Raw genomic sequence first — 13,493 nt, 5'->3', positions numbered from 1 at the left:
CCTGATGGTTCCTGCCATGCTGTCGTGTGTCGCGGCGCAGGCCGCGCAGCCGTCCTGCACCGAGGTTGCGCGCGCCGCGTTGGCGACGAGCCTGCAACGGGCGCTGCCCGAAACGGTGTTCACGCTCACCGCCGATGCGCCGGCCGCCGGCCTGCCGCCCGGTGCCGACTGCCGCGTGCGCTCGGTCGACAGCGACCTGCGTCGCCGCATGGGGGTCACGCTGGAACAGCCCGATGCCGGCGGTTCGCGCCGGTGGCGGCAGGCCTTCCAGGTGCAGGCCGAACGCAGCGCGTGGCGCTTGACGGCGCCGGCCGATCCCGCCTCGCCGCTGCAGGCGGCACAACTGGAGCGCGTGCAAGTGGATGCAATCGGCGAGGCCGATGCGCTGCCCGCCGGCGTGGGATTCGACGCCGCGGCGTGGCGCCCGCGGCGCCCGCTGGCGGCCGGCAGCGTGCTGCGCGCCGGAGATGTCGGCCCGGCGGCCGGGGTGCGCCGCGGCGATGTCGTCGACGTGGTCTACCGCAGCGGGGCGTTGCAACTGCAGGGCCGCGGCACGGCGCTGGCCGATGCGCGGCCGGGCGAACTGCTGCGGGTGTCGCCCGCCGGCGGCGCGACCGACGCCGTGCTGGGCCGGCTCGCCGTCGACCGGCTCGTCGAGGTGCAGCCATGAACCGCCTGCCGTTCCCGGGCCGCCTCGCGCGCAGCGGGGTTCTGCTGCTCGCGGCACTCAACGCCGCCGGCGCGGCGCAGGCCACCGACAGCCTCTACAAGGAAAGCACCTTCCAGGCGCTGACCTCCGACCGCAAGGGGTCCCGCGTCGGCGACCTCGTCACGGTGCAGATCCTCGAGACCAGCAGCGCCACCAGCAGCGCCGACACGCAGGCCGATCGCAACGCGGCGGTCTCGCTGGACGTGGGCACGACGTCGCGGCGCCACCGGGCCACGATCGGCGTCGGCAACGAGATGGAGGGGCGCGGCCGCACGGAGCGCACCGGCCACCTGCTGGCGCAGGTCACCGTGTCGGTGCAGGAGGTGCTGCCGAACGGCGACCTCCGCCTGGCCGGCGAGCAGGTGATCGAGATCAACGACGAGCGGCAGCAGATCCGCCTGGAGGGCCGCATCCGCCCGCAGGACCTGCAGGAGAACAACACCGTGCTGTCGTGGCGCCTGGCCGACACCCGCATCAGCTACGTCGGCGAGGGCGTCGTCGGCGAGCGGCAGAAGCCTGGCTGGTGGCAGCGCCTGCTGACCGCACTGGGGCTTTGACATGGACATCTTCAGTTTCCGAACCCTGCAACGACGCCTGCTCCGGGCCGCCCTGGCGTGCCTCGTCATGGCCGCCCAGGCCGCCCACGCCGCCGACGAGCCGGTACGCATCAAGGACCTGGGCCGGCTGTCCGGGTGGCGCGACAACGCACTGATCGGCTACGGGCTGGTCACGGGGCTCGCGGGCACCGGCGACAGCGCGCGCAGCAAGGCGACGCGCCAGTCGCTGGCCAACATGCTGTCCCGCTTCGACCTGGCGCTGCCGGCCGACGACGTGAACACGCGCAACGTCGCCGCGGTGATGGTCACCGGCAACCTGCCGGTGTTCGCGCGCGGCGGCGACACGCTGGACGTCACCGTCACGTCGATCGGCGACGCGCGCAGCCTGGCCGGTGGCACGCTGGTGCTGGCGCCGATGAAGGGCGCCGACGGGCGGCTGTATGCGCTGGCGCAGGGCCAGGTGTCGGTCGGCGGCTACCGCTACGACGCCAACGGCAACCAGTCGCAGAAGAACCACCCGACCGTCGGCACCATTGCCGCAGGTGCGCACGTCGAAGCGGCCGCCCCCGAATCCGGCGAGACACCGCGCAGCGTGACCTTCGTGCTCAGCGAGCCCGACTTCACCACCGCCGCGCGCGTCGCCGACGCGATCAACGCCAGCCTGGGCAACCCGCTGGCCGAGGTGCACGATGCGGCCGGCATCGACATCCGCGTGCCCGACGCCTACCTGCGCCAGGTGCCGCGTTTCCTGGCCGCGATCGAGTCGGTGCGCGTGACGCCCGACCTGCGCGCCCGCGTGGTCGTCAACGAGCGCACCGGCACGGTGGTCGCGGGCGGCGACGTGCGCATCTCGCGCGTTGCGGTGTCGCACGGCGAACTGAAGGTGTCGGTCGTCACCGACAACAGCGTGTCCCAGCCGACGCTGCTGGTGCGCCCGGGCGAGGGCATCCGCACCCAGTCGCTCTCGAACAGCCGCATCGCCGTCGACGAGGGGCAGGCCGGTGTCTACGTCGCGCCCACCAACAACACCGTGGCCGACCTGGTGCAGGCGCTGACACGCATGCGCACCCCGCCGCGCGACATCATTTCCATCCTCCACGCCGTCAAGGCGGCGGGGGCGCTGCACGCCGAACTGGTGGTGCAGTGAACCACCTCTCATGACAAGGACAGCCATGGTTTCCGCCATCGACCCCGCCACCGGCGCCCTCGTGGGCGCCGCGCTGAACGCCGGCGCGCTGCGCCAGGCGGTGCATGCCAGCAACATCGCGCTGGCCGGAACGTCCGGGCACGTGCCGCGGCGCGTGCGCTTCGAAGAGAACCTCGAGGCAGCCCGGCAGGCCGCGCCGTCGGCCGACGGCGCGGCGCTGGCGGCGTCCGCGGGCAGTGCAGCCGAAGTGGTCGCCAGCGGCGACGCCGAGGTGCAGCTCGACCAGGAGGTGCGCGCGATGTCCGAGGACGCCTTGCACTACCAGGCGCTCGTCAGCCTGCTCAACAAGCAGTACGCGTTGATGGGCCTGGCGCTGGATGGAGGCAAGCGCTGATGGACTACCGCGCCGCGTTCCAGATCAGCGCCGCCGGCATGGCCGTCGAGAAGCTGCGGGTCGACACGACCGCGCTCAACCTGGCCAACATGCACACCACGGCGCGCACCGAAGCGGGCCTGTACAAGCCGCTCACCGTCATCACCCAGGCCGGCACCGGCTTTGCCGGGCTGATGGATGCCGCCGGCGCCGCCGCGGCGATCGGCGCGCTGCCGCAGGCGCAGGTGGTGGCGACGCCCGCTGCGCCGCGCCTGGTGCACGAGCCCGGCCACCCCTATGCCGACGAGCACGGCATGGTGGCCTACCCGGGCATCGACCACACGGCCCAGATGGTCACGCTGATGACGGCGCTGCGCTCCTACGAGGCCAACGTCGCTGCCGCGGGCGTCACGCGCGCACTGGCGGCGCGCGCGCTCGAGATCGGCGGGAGGCAGTCATGAGCGAACCGATCGCAGCCGTCTCGAACCTGGCGGCGCTCGACGCCGCCGGGACCGTCGATGCGGGCGCGGCGCCGGCGTCCGGCGGCGTCGATTTCGCGCAGTGGTTCAACCGCGAACTGGCGGCAGTCGACGGCCAGCTCAAGGCCTCGGAGCAGGGCTTGCGTTCGCTGGCTGCCGGCGATGCGGTGAGCTTGCACGAAGTCATGATGCGGGCCGAGGAAGCCCGCCTGTCCTTCCAGCTGGTGGTGCAACTGCGCAACCACGTGCTGGAGGCCTATCAAGAAATCATGCGCATGCAGGCCTGAGGTGGGTGAATGACATCAGCGTGGAAAGACTTCTGGAGCAGCCTCGGCAGACCGGCGGGCGACGGTGCGCCGCGGCGCGGGCCCGGCGGGCGGGTCGGCTTGGCGATCGGTGCGCTGGCGATCGTTGCCGCCATGGTCGCGCTCGGCGTGGCACTGCTGCGCACCGACTACGCCGTGCTGTTCGCCGACCTGTCCGATCGCGACATGGCGGCGATGGCCGGCGAGCTCGACAAGCAGAAGCAGCCCTACCGTGTCGATGAGCGCACGCATGCGCTGCTGGTGCCGCACGAGCAGGTGCACAAGCTGCGCCTGAAGCTGATGGGTTCGCCGGTGGCGCTGAACGGCGCGGTCGGCTTCGAGCTCTTCAACAACGCCGATTTCGCGATGACTGAGTTCGCGCAGAAGATCAACTTCCAGCGTGCGCTGCAAGGCGAGCTGACGCGCACCATCCTGTCGCTCGACGAGGTGCAGAACGTGCGCGTGCACCTGGCCCTGCCGGAGCAGGGGCTGTTCAAGAAGGCAGGCGCGCGGGCCAAGGCCTCGGTCACGCTGCAGCTGAAGAACGGACGCACGCTGGCACCCGAGCAGGTGCTGGGCGTCCAGCGGCTGGTGGCGGCGTCGGTGAACGATATCCAGCCGGCGGATGTCGCGGTGCTCGACCAGCACGGCGTCGTGCTGTCGCGTGCCGCCGGCGGCGACGAGGGTGTAGCGCCCGCCGCCGGTGCGGGGCTCGACCTGAAACAGGGCACCGAGGCCTACCTGGCGCGCAAGGCCACCGGCGTGGTCGAGCGCCTGCTCGGTGCCGGCGAGGCGATGGTCAGCGTCGACGTGGAACTCGGACAGGTGCAGAGCAAGGTCACCACCGAGGAGGTGATCGCGGCGCGCGGCAGCGGCGACGCGCCGGCCGCCGGCGTGATCGTGCGCGAGCGCACGTCGAGCCGGGATGCTGCCGCGGCCAGTGCGGACAAGTCCGCCGGCTACACGACCCAGGAGACCGACTACCAGACCGGCAAGCGTACGGAACAGGTGGTGTCGCCGGCCGGCCAGCTGAAGCGGCTGCACGTGGCGGTGGTGGTGCGGCGCGCACTCGACGATGGCCAGATGGAGCGCGTGCGTGAACTGGCGGCGGCTGCCGTCGGGCTGGATCGGGCACGGGGCGATGTGATCTCGGTGCAATCCATGGCGCTGCTGGCCGCGCCCGTGTCCGTGCCGGTGTCGGCGACGGTGGCCGATGCGCCGCCGGTCGACGACGCGGTGGCGCCGATCGCCGCGCCGCGGGCGGACGGTTCCGGCCGGCCGACGGCGCTGACGCTGGTGGCAGGGGCCGGCCTGTTGGCCGGCGGCTTGTTGCTGACCGTGCTGGTGATGCGGCGGCTGCGCGCGAGCGGCCCCGGCCGGGCCGCGGCGGTGCTGGACGTGCGCCAGCGCGACGAAGTGCTGGCGCGCGTGCAGGACTGGCTGTCGAACGAGGCCGCGCCGCTGCGCGGCGGGGAGCGGTGATGGACGGCAAGCAGGCCGCGCTGCTGGTCCATGCGTTGGCGGCGCCGGATCGCGAATGGGTGCTGTCGCACCTGCCGCCCCCTCAGCGCAAGCGGCTGGCCGGCCTGCTGCAGGAACTGCGGCAGCTCGGCATTCCGCGCGATCCCGCGCTGCTGCCGTCGCTTCGCGACGCGTTGCCGCCGCCGGCGGTGCCGGACCTGTCCGCGACTGTGCGTGACGCCGGCGGCGTGGATGAGCCGGGCGACGCGGCCTGGCTGGCGCAGCAGCCGGCCGGGCGGGTCGCGTCGGTCCTCCGGGACGAGCCGCCCGCCTTCGTCGCCAAGCTGCTCGCCTGCCGCGACTGGCCGTGGGCGGCGCAGGTGGCGCAGGCGCATGGCCTGCCCGTGCCGGACCTCACCGGGTGCGCCGCGCCGCGGTTCGAGGCGCACGCCTGCCGGTGTGTGGTCGAGCGCCTGCGTTCGGTGCCCGCGATGCCCGTCAAAGAACATGCAGCGCCACCGCGGGCGCGGTGGTGGAGGCGCTTCGCATGAAGCACATCCTGAAGGACGTGCCGATGGGCGTGCCGCGCGTGGCACTGCGCGCTGCGGCGCGCCGGCACGAGCCGTCCGCGCCAGCGGCGCTGTCCATGGCGATGCCGGCCGCCGCTGCACCGGCGCCCGACGCGCTGGTGCTGCAGGCTTGGCGCGAGGACGCCGAGAGGCGCGGTTTCGAGGCCGGTCACCAGCAGGGGCTGGAGGCGGCGCAGCGCCAGTCCGAGGCCGAACTGGTTCGCCTCGCGCGGCTGCGCGGCGAGATCGAACAGGCCTGGGCGCAGCAGCAGCGGCAATGGGTCGAGTTCGCCACCGAGTTCGCCTTCGGCGTCGCGTTGCGCGTGGTCGGGTCGGCCGCGGTGTCCGCGGCCGGTGTTGCCGCGATGGCCGAGGCGGCGCTGGCCGAGGCGCGCGACATGACGGCATTGACGCTGCGCGTGCACCCGCGCGATGCCGAACTGGTGCAGCGCCTGCTCGGGCCGGCTGGCGGCGCCGTGCAGGTGCTGCCCGACCCGGTGTTGCGTGCCGGCGGGTGCGTGCTGGAGGCGCGCGAAGGCACGCTCGACGCGCGCCTGGATCGCCAGATGCAGCAACTGCGCGACGGCCTGCTGGCCGTTCACCGGACTGCCGGCGAGGCCCCTTCATGAGAGAGGCCCTGCTGCGGGTGGCCCGCTCGCATCCGTTGACGGCCTGGCAAGGCCGCGTGCTGTCGGTGGGCGGCCCGACGGTGGAAAGCAGCGGGCCGGCGATGCGCATGGGCGATTGCTGCCGCATCGACGGCGCCGTGGCCGGGGCATCGATCGAGGCCGAGGTGATCGGCCTCAAGCCCGGCCGCGTGGTGCTGATGCCCTTCGGCAGCGCCTCGGGCATCGGCCTGGGCGACAGCGTGACCCCGTTGCCTGCGCGCGCGGTGCTGCCGGTGGCGGCGCAGATGACGGGGCGGGTGGTCGATGCCTTCGGTCAGCCGATCGACGGCCGGCCGGCCTGGGCTGGCGAGGCCGAGGTGTCGTTGCGCCCGCCGGCGCTCAATCCGCTGACGCGGCCGCCGATCGAGCGCGTGCTCGAGACCGGCGTGCGCGCCATCGACACTTTCCTGACGATCGGGCGCGGCCAGCGGGTGGGCATCTTCGCGGGCAGCGGTGTCGGCAAGAGCACCCTGCTCGGCATGCTGGCGCGCAGCATGCGCACCGAGGTGAACGTGATTGCGCTGATCGGCGAGCGCGGGCGCGAGGTGCGCGAGTTCATCGACGTCCACCTGGGCGCCGAAGGGCTGCAGCGTTCGGTGGTGGTAGTTGCCACGTCGGACCAGCCGGCGGTCGTGCGCGCCCGCGCGGCACTGACCGCGACGGCGCTGGCCGAGCACTTTCGTGCGCAGGGGCGGCAGGTCCTGTTGATGATGGACTCGGTGACGCGCTTCGCGATGGCGCGCCGCGAGATGGACCTGGCCGCGGGGCAGCCGCCGACGGCGCGGGGCTACACGCCTGGCGTCTTCTCTGAGATCCCCGCGCTGTGCGAACGCGCCGGCACGGCCGAAGGCGGTGGCTCGATCACCGGCATCTACACCGTGCTGGTCGAAGGCGACGACCACAACGAGCCGGTGGCCGACACCTTGCGCGCGACGCTGGACGGGCACGTCGTGCTGACGCGCGAACTGGCCCACGAAGGGCACTTCCCGGCCATCGACGTGCTGCAGAGCGTGAGCCGGCTGTCCTCGTCACTGGTCACGCCGGCCCAGGCCCAGGTCCAGGCGCAGGCGCGTGCGGCGATGGCCAGCTTCGCGCGCCACCGCGAGATGATCGAGATGGGCCTGTACCGGCCCGGTTCCAACCCCGAGCTCGACCGCGCCAGCGAACTGGCGGCGCAGCTGAAGACCTTCCTGCGCCAGCGCGTCGACGAATCCTGCGGCTGGGACGCTGCCTGGCAGTCCTTGTCGCAGCGGGTGTCGCCGGCGGGAGCGCCGCGATGAGCGCGCAGCGCCGGACCGCCCTGGTGCTGGAGCGCGTGCTGCAGGTGCGCGGCTGGGCACTGGACGAACAGCGCGCCGCCTGCAGCGAGGCTGCCGCGGCCGCCATGCAGGCCGCGGCGGCGCAGCACGGCATCGAGCGGGAACTCGACCGGCTCGATCAGCGCTTGCGCGAACAACTCCAGCCGGGTGTAGCCGTGCTGCCGGGCGAAATGCTGGCCCTGGGCCGCTACCGCGCGCATCGCCTGGCCGATCACGCGCTGGCCTGCACCGAGGCCCGGCGCGCGCAGGCGCACCGCGAAACGCTCGAGCAGCAGTTGTTGCGTTCGCTGGCCGAGCGCGATGCGATCGAGGCACGCCATGGCCGCGTGCGTGGCGCGCTGGCGACGGCCTCGCTGCAGGCCGCATACCGTGAACTCGATGAACATGTCGCGGCCCGTGTGGCCGTCCCGGGAGCGCCACATGGACAGGATTGACGCGTCGCCCGTCGCACCGGGCGACAGCACCGCGCGAGCCGTCTCCGGTGCACGTGCGGCGGGCTGGCGCGACGCCTTGCAACGCGCCTTCGTCGAGTTGCTCGCGGCGTCGCCCGCGTCGCCGGACGCAGGCTTGCCGCAGCCGGCGGTAACAGGGGCGATGCCGCCGGCGGAAGCCGGCGCGCAGGACGCGCGACCTCCCTCGCCGGCAGATGGGTTCGTGCGCGTGGCCGCAGCGCATGACGATATTGCCGCACGCTCGCGCTTCGCAGCAGCGGACGGCGCGTTGCCGCGTGTCGCCGAAGCCGTGGGCGGCGCAGGGGCCGTTCGCGCAGGCACCGGCACTGCGGCGACGCTGGCCCAGCCCTGGCTGGCCGCGCGCCTGCAACCGGACGCGCGGGTGCCGGCGCCTGCCGTCCTGCCACCGATGCCGGTGTCGCTGCCGATGTCGGCACCGATTCCGGCGCTTCGCCAGGCGCCGATCGCGGCGTTGCAGGCGGACTCGCCGGCCGCCGATGCCCGCTCGAGCGCGGGATCGTCCAAGACCGATGCAGCCCCCGCCGACACGGCCGACGTGGCTGGCGCCAGGGTGTTCCTGGAACGCACCGCCCACGGCCTCGTCGCATGGGTGCGCGACGCGCGCGCCGATCGTGCCGAAGTGCGGACGCTGGCCACCGCCCTCGACGCGCAGGCACGCTCGGCCGGCATGCGCTTGACCGGCGTGCGCTGGAACGGCATCGCGTTCGACCCCCTTTCATCCGACCCCACACCCGACACGATTCCCAGGAGGACTCCCCATGGCGATTGATGCCACCGCATCCAGCACGAGCAACAGCAGCTCGCAACTCAACCTGCAGCAGTTCATGCGCATCCTGACCAGCCAGCTGACGAACCAGGATCCGCTGAAGCCGATGGACAACGCCGAGTTCATGTCGCAGCTGGCGCAGTTCACCTCGCTCGAGCAGAGCCGTGAGCTCAACACCAAGCTCGAAGCGCTGCTGTCGGTGCAGTCGGCCAGCCAGTCGATCGGCTTGATCGGCCGTACCGTCGACGTGCAGCTCGCGTCCGGCAGCGTCAGCGGCCAGGTCACGCAGCTCGACCTGAGCGGCAGCGAGCCGCGCCTGAGCATCAAGCTGTCCGGCGGCACGGTCGTTCCGGACGTCACCTTGTCCCAGATCTCGGCCGTGCGCTGAGTCACCGGAGATCCTCATGCTCGATTCTCTCTACGTCGGCGTCACCGGGCTGCAAGGCTTCTCGAAGGGGCTGCGCGTCATCAGCAACAACGTCACCAACCTGAACACGCCCGGCTTCAAGGGCGAACACCAGCAGTTCGGCGACCTGTTCTACCAGAACCAGCCGCAGGGCGGCGGCGGCTTCTCGCAGCTGGGCACCGGGTTGCAGACGCTGGGCACCGCGATCAACTACCTGGCGGGCGAGGTGCGGCAGACCGGCAACACGTTGGATGCCAGCATCGCCGGCGACGGCTTCTTCATGCTCGACAGCGGGGCCGGCCCCGTCTACACGCGGGCCGGCCAGTTCCAGTTCGGGCCCGATGGGGTGCTGGTGTCGAGCACCAACGGTCACAAGGTGATGGGCTACGACGCCACCGGCACGCTCGGCGAGATCTCGCTCAGCGGCCTGCGCATCAACCCGGCCAAGGCCACCACCTCGGTCCAGCTGAACGGCAACCTGGCCAGCACCATCACCGATTTCACGCTGGCCAGCGTCAAGGTGATCGATGCGTCGGGTGCCGAGCACGTGCTGAAGATGGTGTTCAAGCGGCCGAATGCGGCCACGACCACCTGGAACGTCGACGTGCAGGAGGGCACGACCTCGGTCGGCACCGGCAGCCTGTCCTTTGCCGACGGCCACCCAGTGGCCGGCAAGGACAGCTTCTCGTTCAACTATGCGCCGGCCGGAGCGTCGGCCATGACGGTCGGCGTGAAGCTTGGTGCCGAGGCCACCTCGTTCGCCTCCAGCACCGCGTCGACCCTGGCGGTGGAGAAGCAGGACGGCTTCGCGGCCGGCGCGCTGGCCGGCGCCACCTTTGACGACAAGGGCGTGCTGAAGCTGTCGTATGCCAACGGCCAGAAGGTCGACGGCGCACAGCTGGCGCTGGCCCGCTTCGACGTGCCCGGCTCGTTGCAGCAGGCCGGCGGCAGCGAATTCAGCACACCCGATCCGCTGGCGGCACGGCTGGGCCGGGCCGGCGAGGGCGGACGCGGCGACGTGGCGGCGGGGCAGCTCGAACTGTCGAACGTCGACCTGTCCGTCGAGTTCAGCGACCTCATCGTGATGCAGCGCGGCTACCAGGCCTCGAGCCAGATCGTCAGCACCGCCAACGACATGCTGAAGGAGTTGTTCGACATGAAAGGGCGGGGCTGAGTGGACACGACCTTGCATGGACCGGCGGACCCGCGGGCCTGGACCCTGGTGCCCGAGCGCCGGCTGCGTGCCCTGCAGGCACGCGTGGTGGCCGCGCTGCAGGTCTGGTGCCGCGACTGGGGTATCGATCCCGCGTTGATCGCGGTCGATGCGGTGCGCGACGAGGATGCGAGCGATGTGGCTTGCGATGCGCTGGCCTGGACAGCGCTCGGACCGCACGCCTGGCTGGCCCAGGCGTGCGGCTTCGGCGCCGGCAGCGCCGCGCTGTTGTTCGGGCCGCAAGCCGACTCGGCACCCGGCGCCGGGTCGATCGCCGCCGACAGTCTGGCCGAAGCGTGCGAGACCCTGCGGCTCGCTTTCTGTGACGGGCTCGACCCGCGTCTCGCGCCGACCACGTCGGCCGTCCCCGCGGCCTCGCGGGCCGGTGACGGATGGATCCGGTTGCGTCTGTGCGAGGGCGTGCACCGCCGGCCGCTGCTGCTGGTGCGCGCGCCCGCATCGACGTGGCCGTCCGACGCGCCCGCCGAGGCGGCCTCGGCGACCCTGCCCGCGCTGCGTCGGGCGGATCGCGATGCCGCGCTGCGCGGCCTGCCGGCCCAGGCGCAGGTCACGCTCGGTGACACCGAGCTGCCGCTGTCCGAGCTGTTGGGGCTGAAGCCCGGCGACGTGATCGTGCTCGACGGGTCCATCCACGAGCCGCTGCGACTGCAATGCGCCACCCAGGCGCTGCCAGTCCACCTCGGGCGCCGTGGCGATCGCTTTGCGGTCCAACTGGCCCGTTCCACTTCCTCCTGAAAGTCCCCCCATGCCCCACGATTCCTCCGGCGCCCTGGGCGCCCGGCCCGCACCGGGCCACCTGCAGATGGTCGACCTCGACGAACTGGCGGCGGCACCGTCGGGGGAGCCACCGGTGCTCGAAGGCCGCATGGCCTTGTTCGGCGACGTGCGAGCCAAGGTGACGGCCGTGGTCGGCCACGCGCATGCCAGCGTCGGCGAACTGCTGTCGCTGCGCGACGGCACGGTGCTGGCGCTCGACCGTGCGGTCGACATGCCGATCGACCTGTGCGTCGAAGGCCGCGTGGTCGCGCGTGGCCAGCTGACGGTGCTGGGCGACCAGTTCGCCGTGCGCGTCACGCAGGTCGTCGCCGCGGCGCAGCAAGGCGGCACGCCGTGACCTCCGGTGCCCGAAGCCGCGCCGGCGCGCTGCTGGCCACCGTCGGCGTGTCGGCCCACGCCGCGCCCTTGCCCTTCAAGCCCGAGCAGGCCGACAGCCCGGGGGCGCCGGGTCTGGTCGGCGCGTTGCTGGTGTGCGGCGTCGCGATCGTCGCCCTGCTGGTGCTGGCCCGCCGCTTCTGGCCGGGCCTGCGGCGTGCACCACGCGGCGCGGCCGAGGCCGCAACGCTGCAACTGCAGTCCAGCCTGCGTCTGAATCCGCAGGTGCAATTGGCGGTGGTGGTGTTCGAGCAGCAGCGGCTGCTGCTGGCCGTCACCACGACGTCGGCGACGGTGCTTGAGCGGGCACCGGTGGAGACGGCATGAGCCCGCTCGGTCGCCGCCGGCTGCTTGGCGCCGTCGTGCTGTGCCTGTTGGCCGTGCCGGCGCTGGCCGCCGTCTCGCCGGTGCAGATCGCCGCCGCGCCCATCACGCTGGGCGGCAAGGACGAGATGTCGTCCGCGCTGCGCGTCTTCCTGCTGCTGACCGCGCTGAGCCTGGTACCGGCGGCGCTGATCTGCATGACCTCGTTCGTGCGCATCGTCGTCGTGCTGTCGATGCTGCGCCATGCGATCGGCCTGCAAGACACGCCGCCCAACGTCGTCGTCGTGAGCCTTGCGCTGTTCCTGACCCTGTTCTCGATGTCGCCGGTGATCGAGCAGATCAACCAGGCGGCCGTGCAACCCTATGCGGCCGGCCGCGCCGACCTGCAGCAGGCCGTCGAGCGCGGCAAGGCACCCTTGAAGGAGTTCATGGTGCGCCAGACGCGTGAGTCCGACGTGCTGCTGATGGTCGAGCTGGCCAATGCGGCGGCGCCGCAGTCGCTGGATGACGTTCAGCTGGTGCACCTGGTGCCTGCCTTCATGCTGTCCGAGCTGCGCACCGCGTTCCAGATCGGCTTCGTGATCTTCCTGCCCTTCCTGCTGATCGACATCGTCGTCGCCAGCGCGCTGATGGCGCTGGGCATGATGATGGTGCCGCCGTCGACCATCGCGATCCCGGTCAAGATCCTGCTGTTCGTGCTGATCGACGGCTGGGCCCTGGTCGTCAAGTCGCTCATGGGCACCTTTGCCTGAGAGTGCCGTCGATGGCGCTGATCGAGAAGCCTCCGCTCGACGCCGGTGCGGCCGTGTTGCAGGACGACGAGGCGCTGTGGCGGCACTACCGCCTCGCGCCCGACGGCGCGCTGCGTGACGCCCTGGTGCGGCGCTACGAGAAGCTGGTGCGCATGCTGGCCGCCAAGGCCTTCGCGCAGCGCTTCAGTGCCGAGCTGGAATTCAGCGACTACTTCCAGTTCGGCATGGTCGGGCTGCTCGAGGCGCTGGACCGCTTCGATCCCGGCCACGGCGTGCGCTTCGAGGCCTTCGGTGCGCGCCGCATCACCGGGGCCATCCTGGACGGCGTGGAATCGTTGAGCGAAAAGCAGCGCCAGATCGCGACGCGCCAGGCGCTGCGCCGCGAGCGTGCCGCCTCCCTGCGCGAGAACGCAACCGCGGCGCAGCGTCCGGCCGACCTGCTCGACCGGCTGGCCGGCGTGGCCATCGGGCTGGCGCTCGGCCTGCTGCTTGAGGACACCGGCATGTACTCGAACGGCGTCGAGCCGGCCGTCGACAATGCCTACCAGCAGATCGAGCTCAGGCAGTTGCAGCAGCGCGTGCGCGACGCGGTGCAGCAGTTGCCGGCGCAGGAGCGGCTGGTGATCACGCTGCACTACCTGCAGCTCAGGCCGTTCGAGCAGATCGCCACCGAGCAGAATCTGAGCAAGGGCCGCATCTCGCAGATCCACCACCGGGCGCTGGCGAGGCTGCGCGTCGGCGGGCTCGGCCTGCAGCGAAACGACACCAGCTAGTGCGCCCGCGCCCATCGATGCGATTG

The 13,493-nt window shown here is 72.1% G+C and carries 19 protein-coding genes; all 19 read left to right on the top strand.

Features of this window, described 5'->3' with window-relative positions; genetic code table 11:
- Positions 1 to 16 precede the first annotated feature (16 nt).
- The 19 genes from ACXJLU_RS13690 (at position 17) to ACXJLU_RS13600 (ending at position 13,467) form a co-directional block, all read left to right on the top strand.
- On the top strand, positions 17 to 670 hold the full coding sequence (locus ACXJLU_RS13690) for a flagella basal body P-ring formation protein FlgA (protein WP_457331717.1): 654 nt from the start codon (positions 17 to 19) through the stop codon (positions 668 to 670).
- The gene (locus ACXJLU_RS13685; RefSeq protein ID WP_457331715.1) at positions 667 to 1,266 is read left to right on the top strand and encodes a flagellar basal body L-ring protein FlgH; all 600 of its coding nucleotides are present in this window, start codon (positions 667 to 669) and stop codon (positions 1,264 to 1,266) included. Before ACXJLU_RS13690 ends, ACXJLU_RS13685 begins: the two co-directional genes overlap by 4 nt.
- A gap of 67 nt (positions 1,267 to 1,333) precedes the next feature.
- Entirely contained in the window at positions 1,334 to 2,413 is a 1,080-nt protein-coding gene (locus tag ACXJLU_RS13680) for a flagellar basal body P-ring protein FlgI (RefSeq protein WP_457331713.1), read from the top strand.
- A gap of 25 nt (positions 2,414 to 2,438) precedes the next feature.
- Positions 2,439 to 2,807 carry a flagellar basal body rod protein FlgB gene (locus tag ACXJLU_RS13675; RefSeq protein WP_457331711.1) on the top strand — a complete coding sequence of 123 codons (369 nt, stop codon included), beginning with the start codon at positions 2,439 to 2,441 and terminating at the stop codon, positions 2,805 to 2,807.
- Positions 2,807 to 3,247 (top strand): flagellar basal body rod protein FlgC, encoded by a 441-nt coding sequence (gene flgC, locus ACXJLU_RS13670; RefSeq protein ID WP_457331709.1) that lies wholly within the window; start codon positions 2,807 to 2,809, stop codon positions 3,245 to 3,247. The genes ACXJLU_RS13675 and flgC overlap by 1 nt, the downstream gene beginning before the upstream one ends.
- Complete coding sequence (fliE, locus tag ACXJLU_RS13665; RefSeq protein WP_457331708.1) at positions 3,244 to 3,552, top strand: flagellar hook-basal body complex protein FliE; 309 nt, start codon at positions 3,244 to 3,246, stop codon at positions 3,550 to 3,552. The genes flgC and fliE overlap by 4 nt, the downstream gene beginning before the upstream one ends.
- A gap of 9 nt (positions 3,553 to 3,561) precedes the next feature.
- Positions 3,562 to 5,052 carry a flagellar basal-body MS-ring/collar protein FliF gene (fliF, locus tag ACXJLU_RS13660; RefSeq protein WP_457331706.1) on the top strand — a complete coding sequence of 497 codons (1,491 nt, stop codon included), beginning with the start codon at positions 3,562 to 3,564 and terminating at the stop codon, positions 5,050 to 5,052.
- Positions 5,052 to 5,582 carry a hypothetical protein gene (locus ACXJLU_RS13655; RefSeq protein WP_457331704.1) on the top strand — a complete coding sequence of 177 codons (531 nt, stop codon included), beginning with the start codon at positions 5,052 to 5,054 and terminating at the stop codon, positions 5,580 to 5,582. Before fliF ends, ACXJLU_RS13655 begins: the two co-directional genes overlap by 1 nt.
- Positions 5,579 to 6,229: a FliH/SctL family protein gene (locus tag ACXJLU_RS13650; protein WP_457331702.1), complete on the top strand. Its 651-nt coding sequence runs from the start codon at positions 5,579 to 5,581 to the stop codon at positions 6,227 to 6,229. Before ACXJLU_RS13655 ends, ACXJLU_RS13650 begins: the two co-directional genes overlap by 4 nt.
- Positions 6,226 to 7,548, top strand: coding sequence for a FliI/YscN family ATPase (locus ACXJLU_RS13645; protein ID WP_457331700.1), 1,323 nt, complete (start codon positions 6,226 to 6,228; stop codon positions 7,546 to 7,548). The genes ACXJLU_RS13650 and ACXJLU_RS13645 overlap by 4 nt, the downstream gene beginning before the upstream one ends.
- A complete protein-coding gene (locus ACXJLU_RS13640) occupies positions 7,545 to 8,021 on the top strand; it encodes a PH domain-containing protein (protein WP_457331698.1) in 477 nt (158 codons plus the stop codon). The genes ACXJLU_RS13645 and ACXJLU_RS13640 overlap by 4 nt, the downstream gene beginning before the upstream one ends.
- Positions 8,008 to 8,829: a hypothetical protein gene (locus ACXJLU_RS13635; protein ID WP_457331696.1), complete on the top strand. Its 822-nt coding sequence runs from the start codon at positions 8,008 to 8,010 to the stop codon at positions 8,827 to 8,829. The genes ACXJLU_RS13640 and ACXJLU_RS13635 overlap by 14 nt, the downstream gene beginning before the upstream one ends.
- Positions 8,819 to 9,214, top strand: coding sequence for a flagellar hook assembly protein FlgD (locus ACXJLU_RS13630; RefSeq protein WP_457331694.1), 396 nt, complete (start codon positions 8,819 to 8,821; stop codon positions 9,212 to 9,214). The genes ACXJLU_RS13635 and ACXJLU_RS13630 overlap by 11 nt, the downstream gene beginning before the upstream one ends.
- A 16-nt stretch (positions 9,215 to 9,230) precedes the next feature.
- On the top strand, positions 9,231 to 10,406 hold the full coding sequence (locus ACXJLU_RS13625; protein ID WP_457331692.1) for a flagellar hook protein FlgE: 1,176 nt from the start codon (positions 9,231 to 9,233) through the stop codon (positions 10,404 to 10,406).
- Positions 10,407 to 11,201 carry a FliM/FliN family flagellar motor switch protein gene (locus tag ACXJLU_RS13620; RefSeq protein WP_457331690.1) on the top strand — a complete coding sequence of 265 codons (795 nt, stop codon included), beginning with the start codon at positions 10,407 to 10,409 and terminating at the stop codon, positions 11,199 to 11,201.
- Between the two features lie 10 nt (positions 11,202 to 11,211).
- Entirely contained in the window at positions 11,212 to 11,580 is a 369-nt protein-coding gene (locus tag ACXJLU_RS13615) for a FliM/FliN family flagellar motor switch protein (RefSeq protein ID WP_457331688.1), read from the top strand.
- The gene (locus tag ACXJLU_RS13610; RefSeq protein WP_457331686.1) at positions 11,577 to 11,945 is read left to right on the top strand and encodes a flagellar biosynthetic protein FliO; all 369 of its coding nucleotides are present in this window, start codon (positions 11,577 to 11,579) and stop codon (positions 11,943 to 11,945) included. The genes ACXJLU_RS13615 and ACXJLU_RS13610 overlap by 4 nt, the downstream gene beginning before the upstream one ends.
- Complete coding sequence (fliP, locus tag ACXJLU_RS13605; RefSeq protein ID WP_457331684.1) at positions 11,942 to 12,694, top strand: flagellar type III secretion system pore protein FliP; 753 nt, start codon at positions 11,942 to 11,944, stop codon at positions 12,692 to 12,694. The genes ACXJLU_RS13610 and fliP overlap by 4 nt, the downstream gene beginning before the upstream one ends.
- An 11-nt stretch (positions 12,695 to 12,705) precedes the next feature.
- Entirely contained in the window at positions 12,706 to 13,467 is a 762-nt protein-coding gene (locus ACXJLU_RS13600) for a sigma-70 family RNA polymerase sigma factor (RefSeq protein ID WP_457331682.1), read from the top strand.
- Positions 13,468 to 13,493 lie beyond the last annotated feature (26 nt).

Source organism: Rhizobacter sp. P5_C2 (genome assembly GCF_054049715.1).
This window is presented reverse-complemented; position numbering and strand designations above follow the sequence as displayed.

Coding starts and splice junctions, on each gene's coding strand:
- ACXJLU_RS13690 (WP_457331717.1), top strand. CDS start 17: ATGCTGTCGTGTGTCGCGGCGCAGGCCGCGCAGCCGTCCTGCACCGAG.
- ACXJLU_RS13685 (WP_457331715.1), top strand. CDS start 667: ATGAACCGCCTGCCGTTCCCGGGCCGCCTCGCGCGCAGCGGGGTTCTG.
- ACXJLU_RS13680 (WP_457331713.1), top strand. CDS start 1,334: ATGGCCGCCCAGGCCGCCCACGCCGCCGACGAGCCGGTACGCATCAAG.
- ACXJLU_RS13675 (WP_457331711.1), top strand. CDS start 2,439: ATGGTTTCCGCCATCGACCCCGCCACCGGCGCCCTCGTGGGCGCCGCG.
- flgC (WP_457331709.1), top strand. CDS start 2,807: ATGGACTACCGCGCCGCGTTCCAGATCAGCGCCGCCGGCATGGCCGTC.
- fliE (WP_457331708.1), top strand. CDS start 3,244: ATGAGCGAACCGATCGCAGCCGTCTCGAACCTGGCGGCGCTCGACGCC.
- fliF (WP_457331706.1), top strand. CDS start 3,562: ATGACATCAGCGTGGAAAGACTTCTGGAGCAGCCTCGGCAGACCGGCG.
- ACXJLU_RS13655 (WP_457331704.1), top strand. CDS start 5,052: ATGGACGGCAAGCAGGCCGCGCTGCTGGTCCATGCGTTGGCGGCGCCG.
- ACXJLU_RS13650 (WP_457331702.1), top strand. CDS start 5,579: ATGAAGCACATCCTGAAGGACGTGCCGATGGGCGTGCCGCGCGTGGCA.
- ACXJLU_RS13645 (WP_457331700.1), top strand. CDS start 6,226: ATGAGAGAGGCCCTGCTGCGGGTGGCCCGCTCGCATCCGTTGACGGCC.
- ACXJLU_RS13640 (WP_457331698.1), top strand. CDS start 7,545: ATGAGCGCGCAGCGCCGGACCGCCCTGGTGCTGGAGCGCGTGCTGCAG.
- ACXJLU_RS13635 (WP_457331696.1), top strand. CDS start 8,008: ATGGACAGGATTGACGCGTCGCCCGTCGCACCGGGCGACAGCACCGCG.
- ACXJLU_RS13630 (WP_457331694.1), top strand. CDS start 8,819: ATGGCGATTGATGCCACCGCATCCAGCACGAGCAACAGCAGCTCGCAA.
- ACXJLU_RS13625 (WP_457331692.1), top strand. CDS start 9,231: ATGCTCGATTCTCTCTACGTCGGCGTCACCGGGCTGCAAGGCTTCTCG.
- ACXJLU_RS13615 (WP_457331688.1), top strand. CDS start 11,212: ATGCCCCACGATTCCTCCGGCGCCCTGGGCGCCCGGCCCGCACCGGGC.
- fliP (WP_457331684.1), top strand. CDS start 11,942: ATGAGCCCGCTCGGTCGCCGCCGGCTGCTTGGCGCCGTCGTGCTGTGC.
- ACXJLU_RS13600 (WP_457331682.1), top strand. CDS start 12,706: ATGGCGCTGATCGAGAAGCCTCCGCTCGACGCCGGTGCGGCCGTGTTG.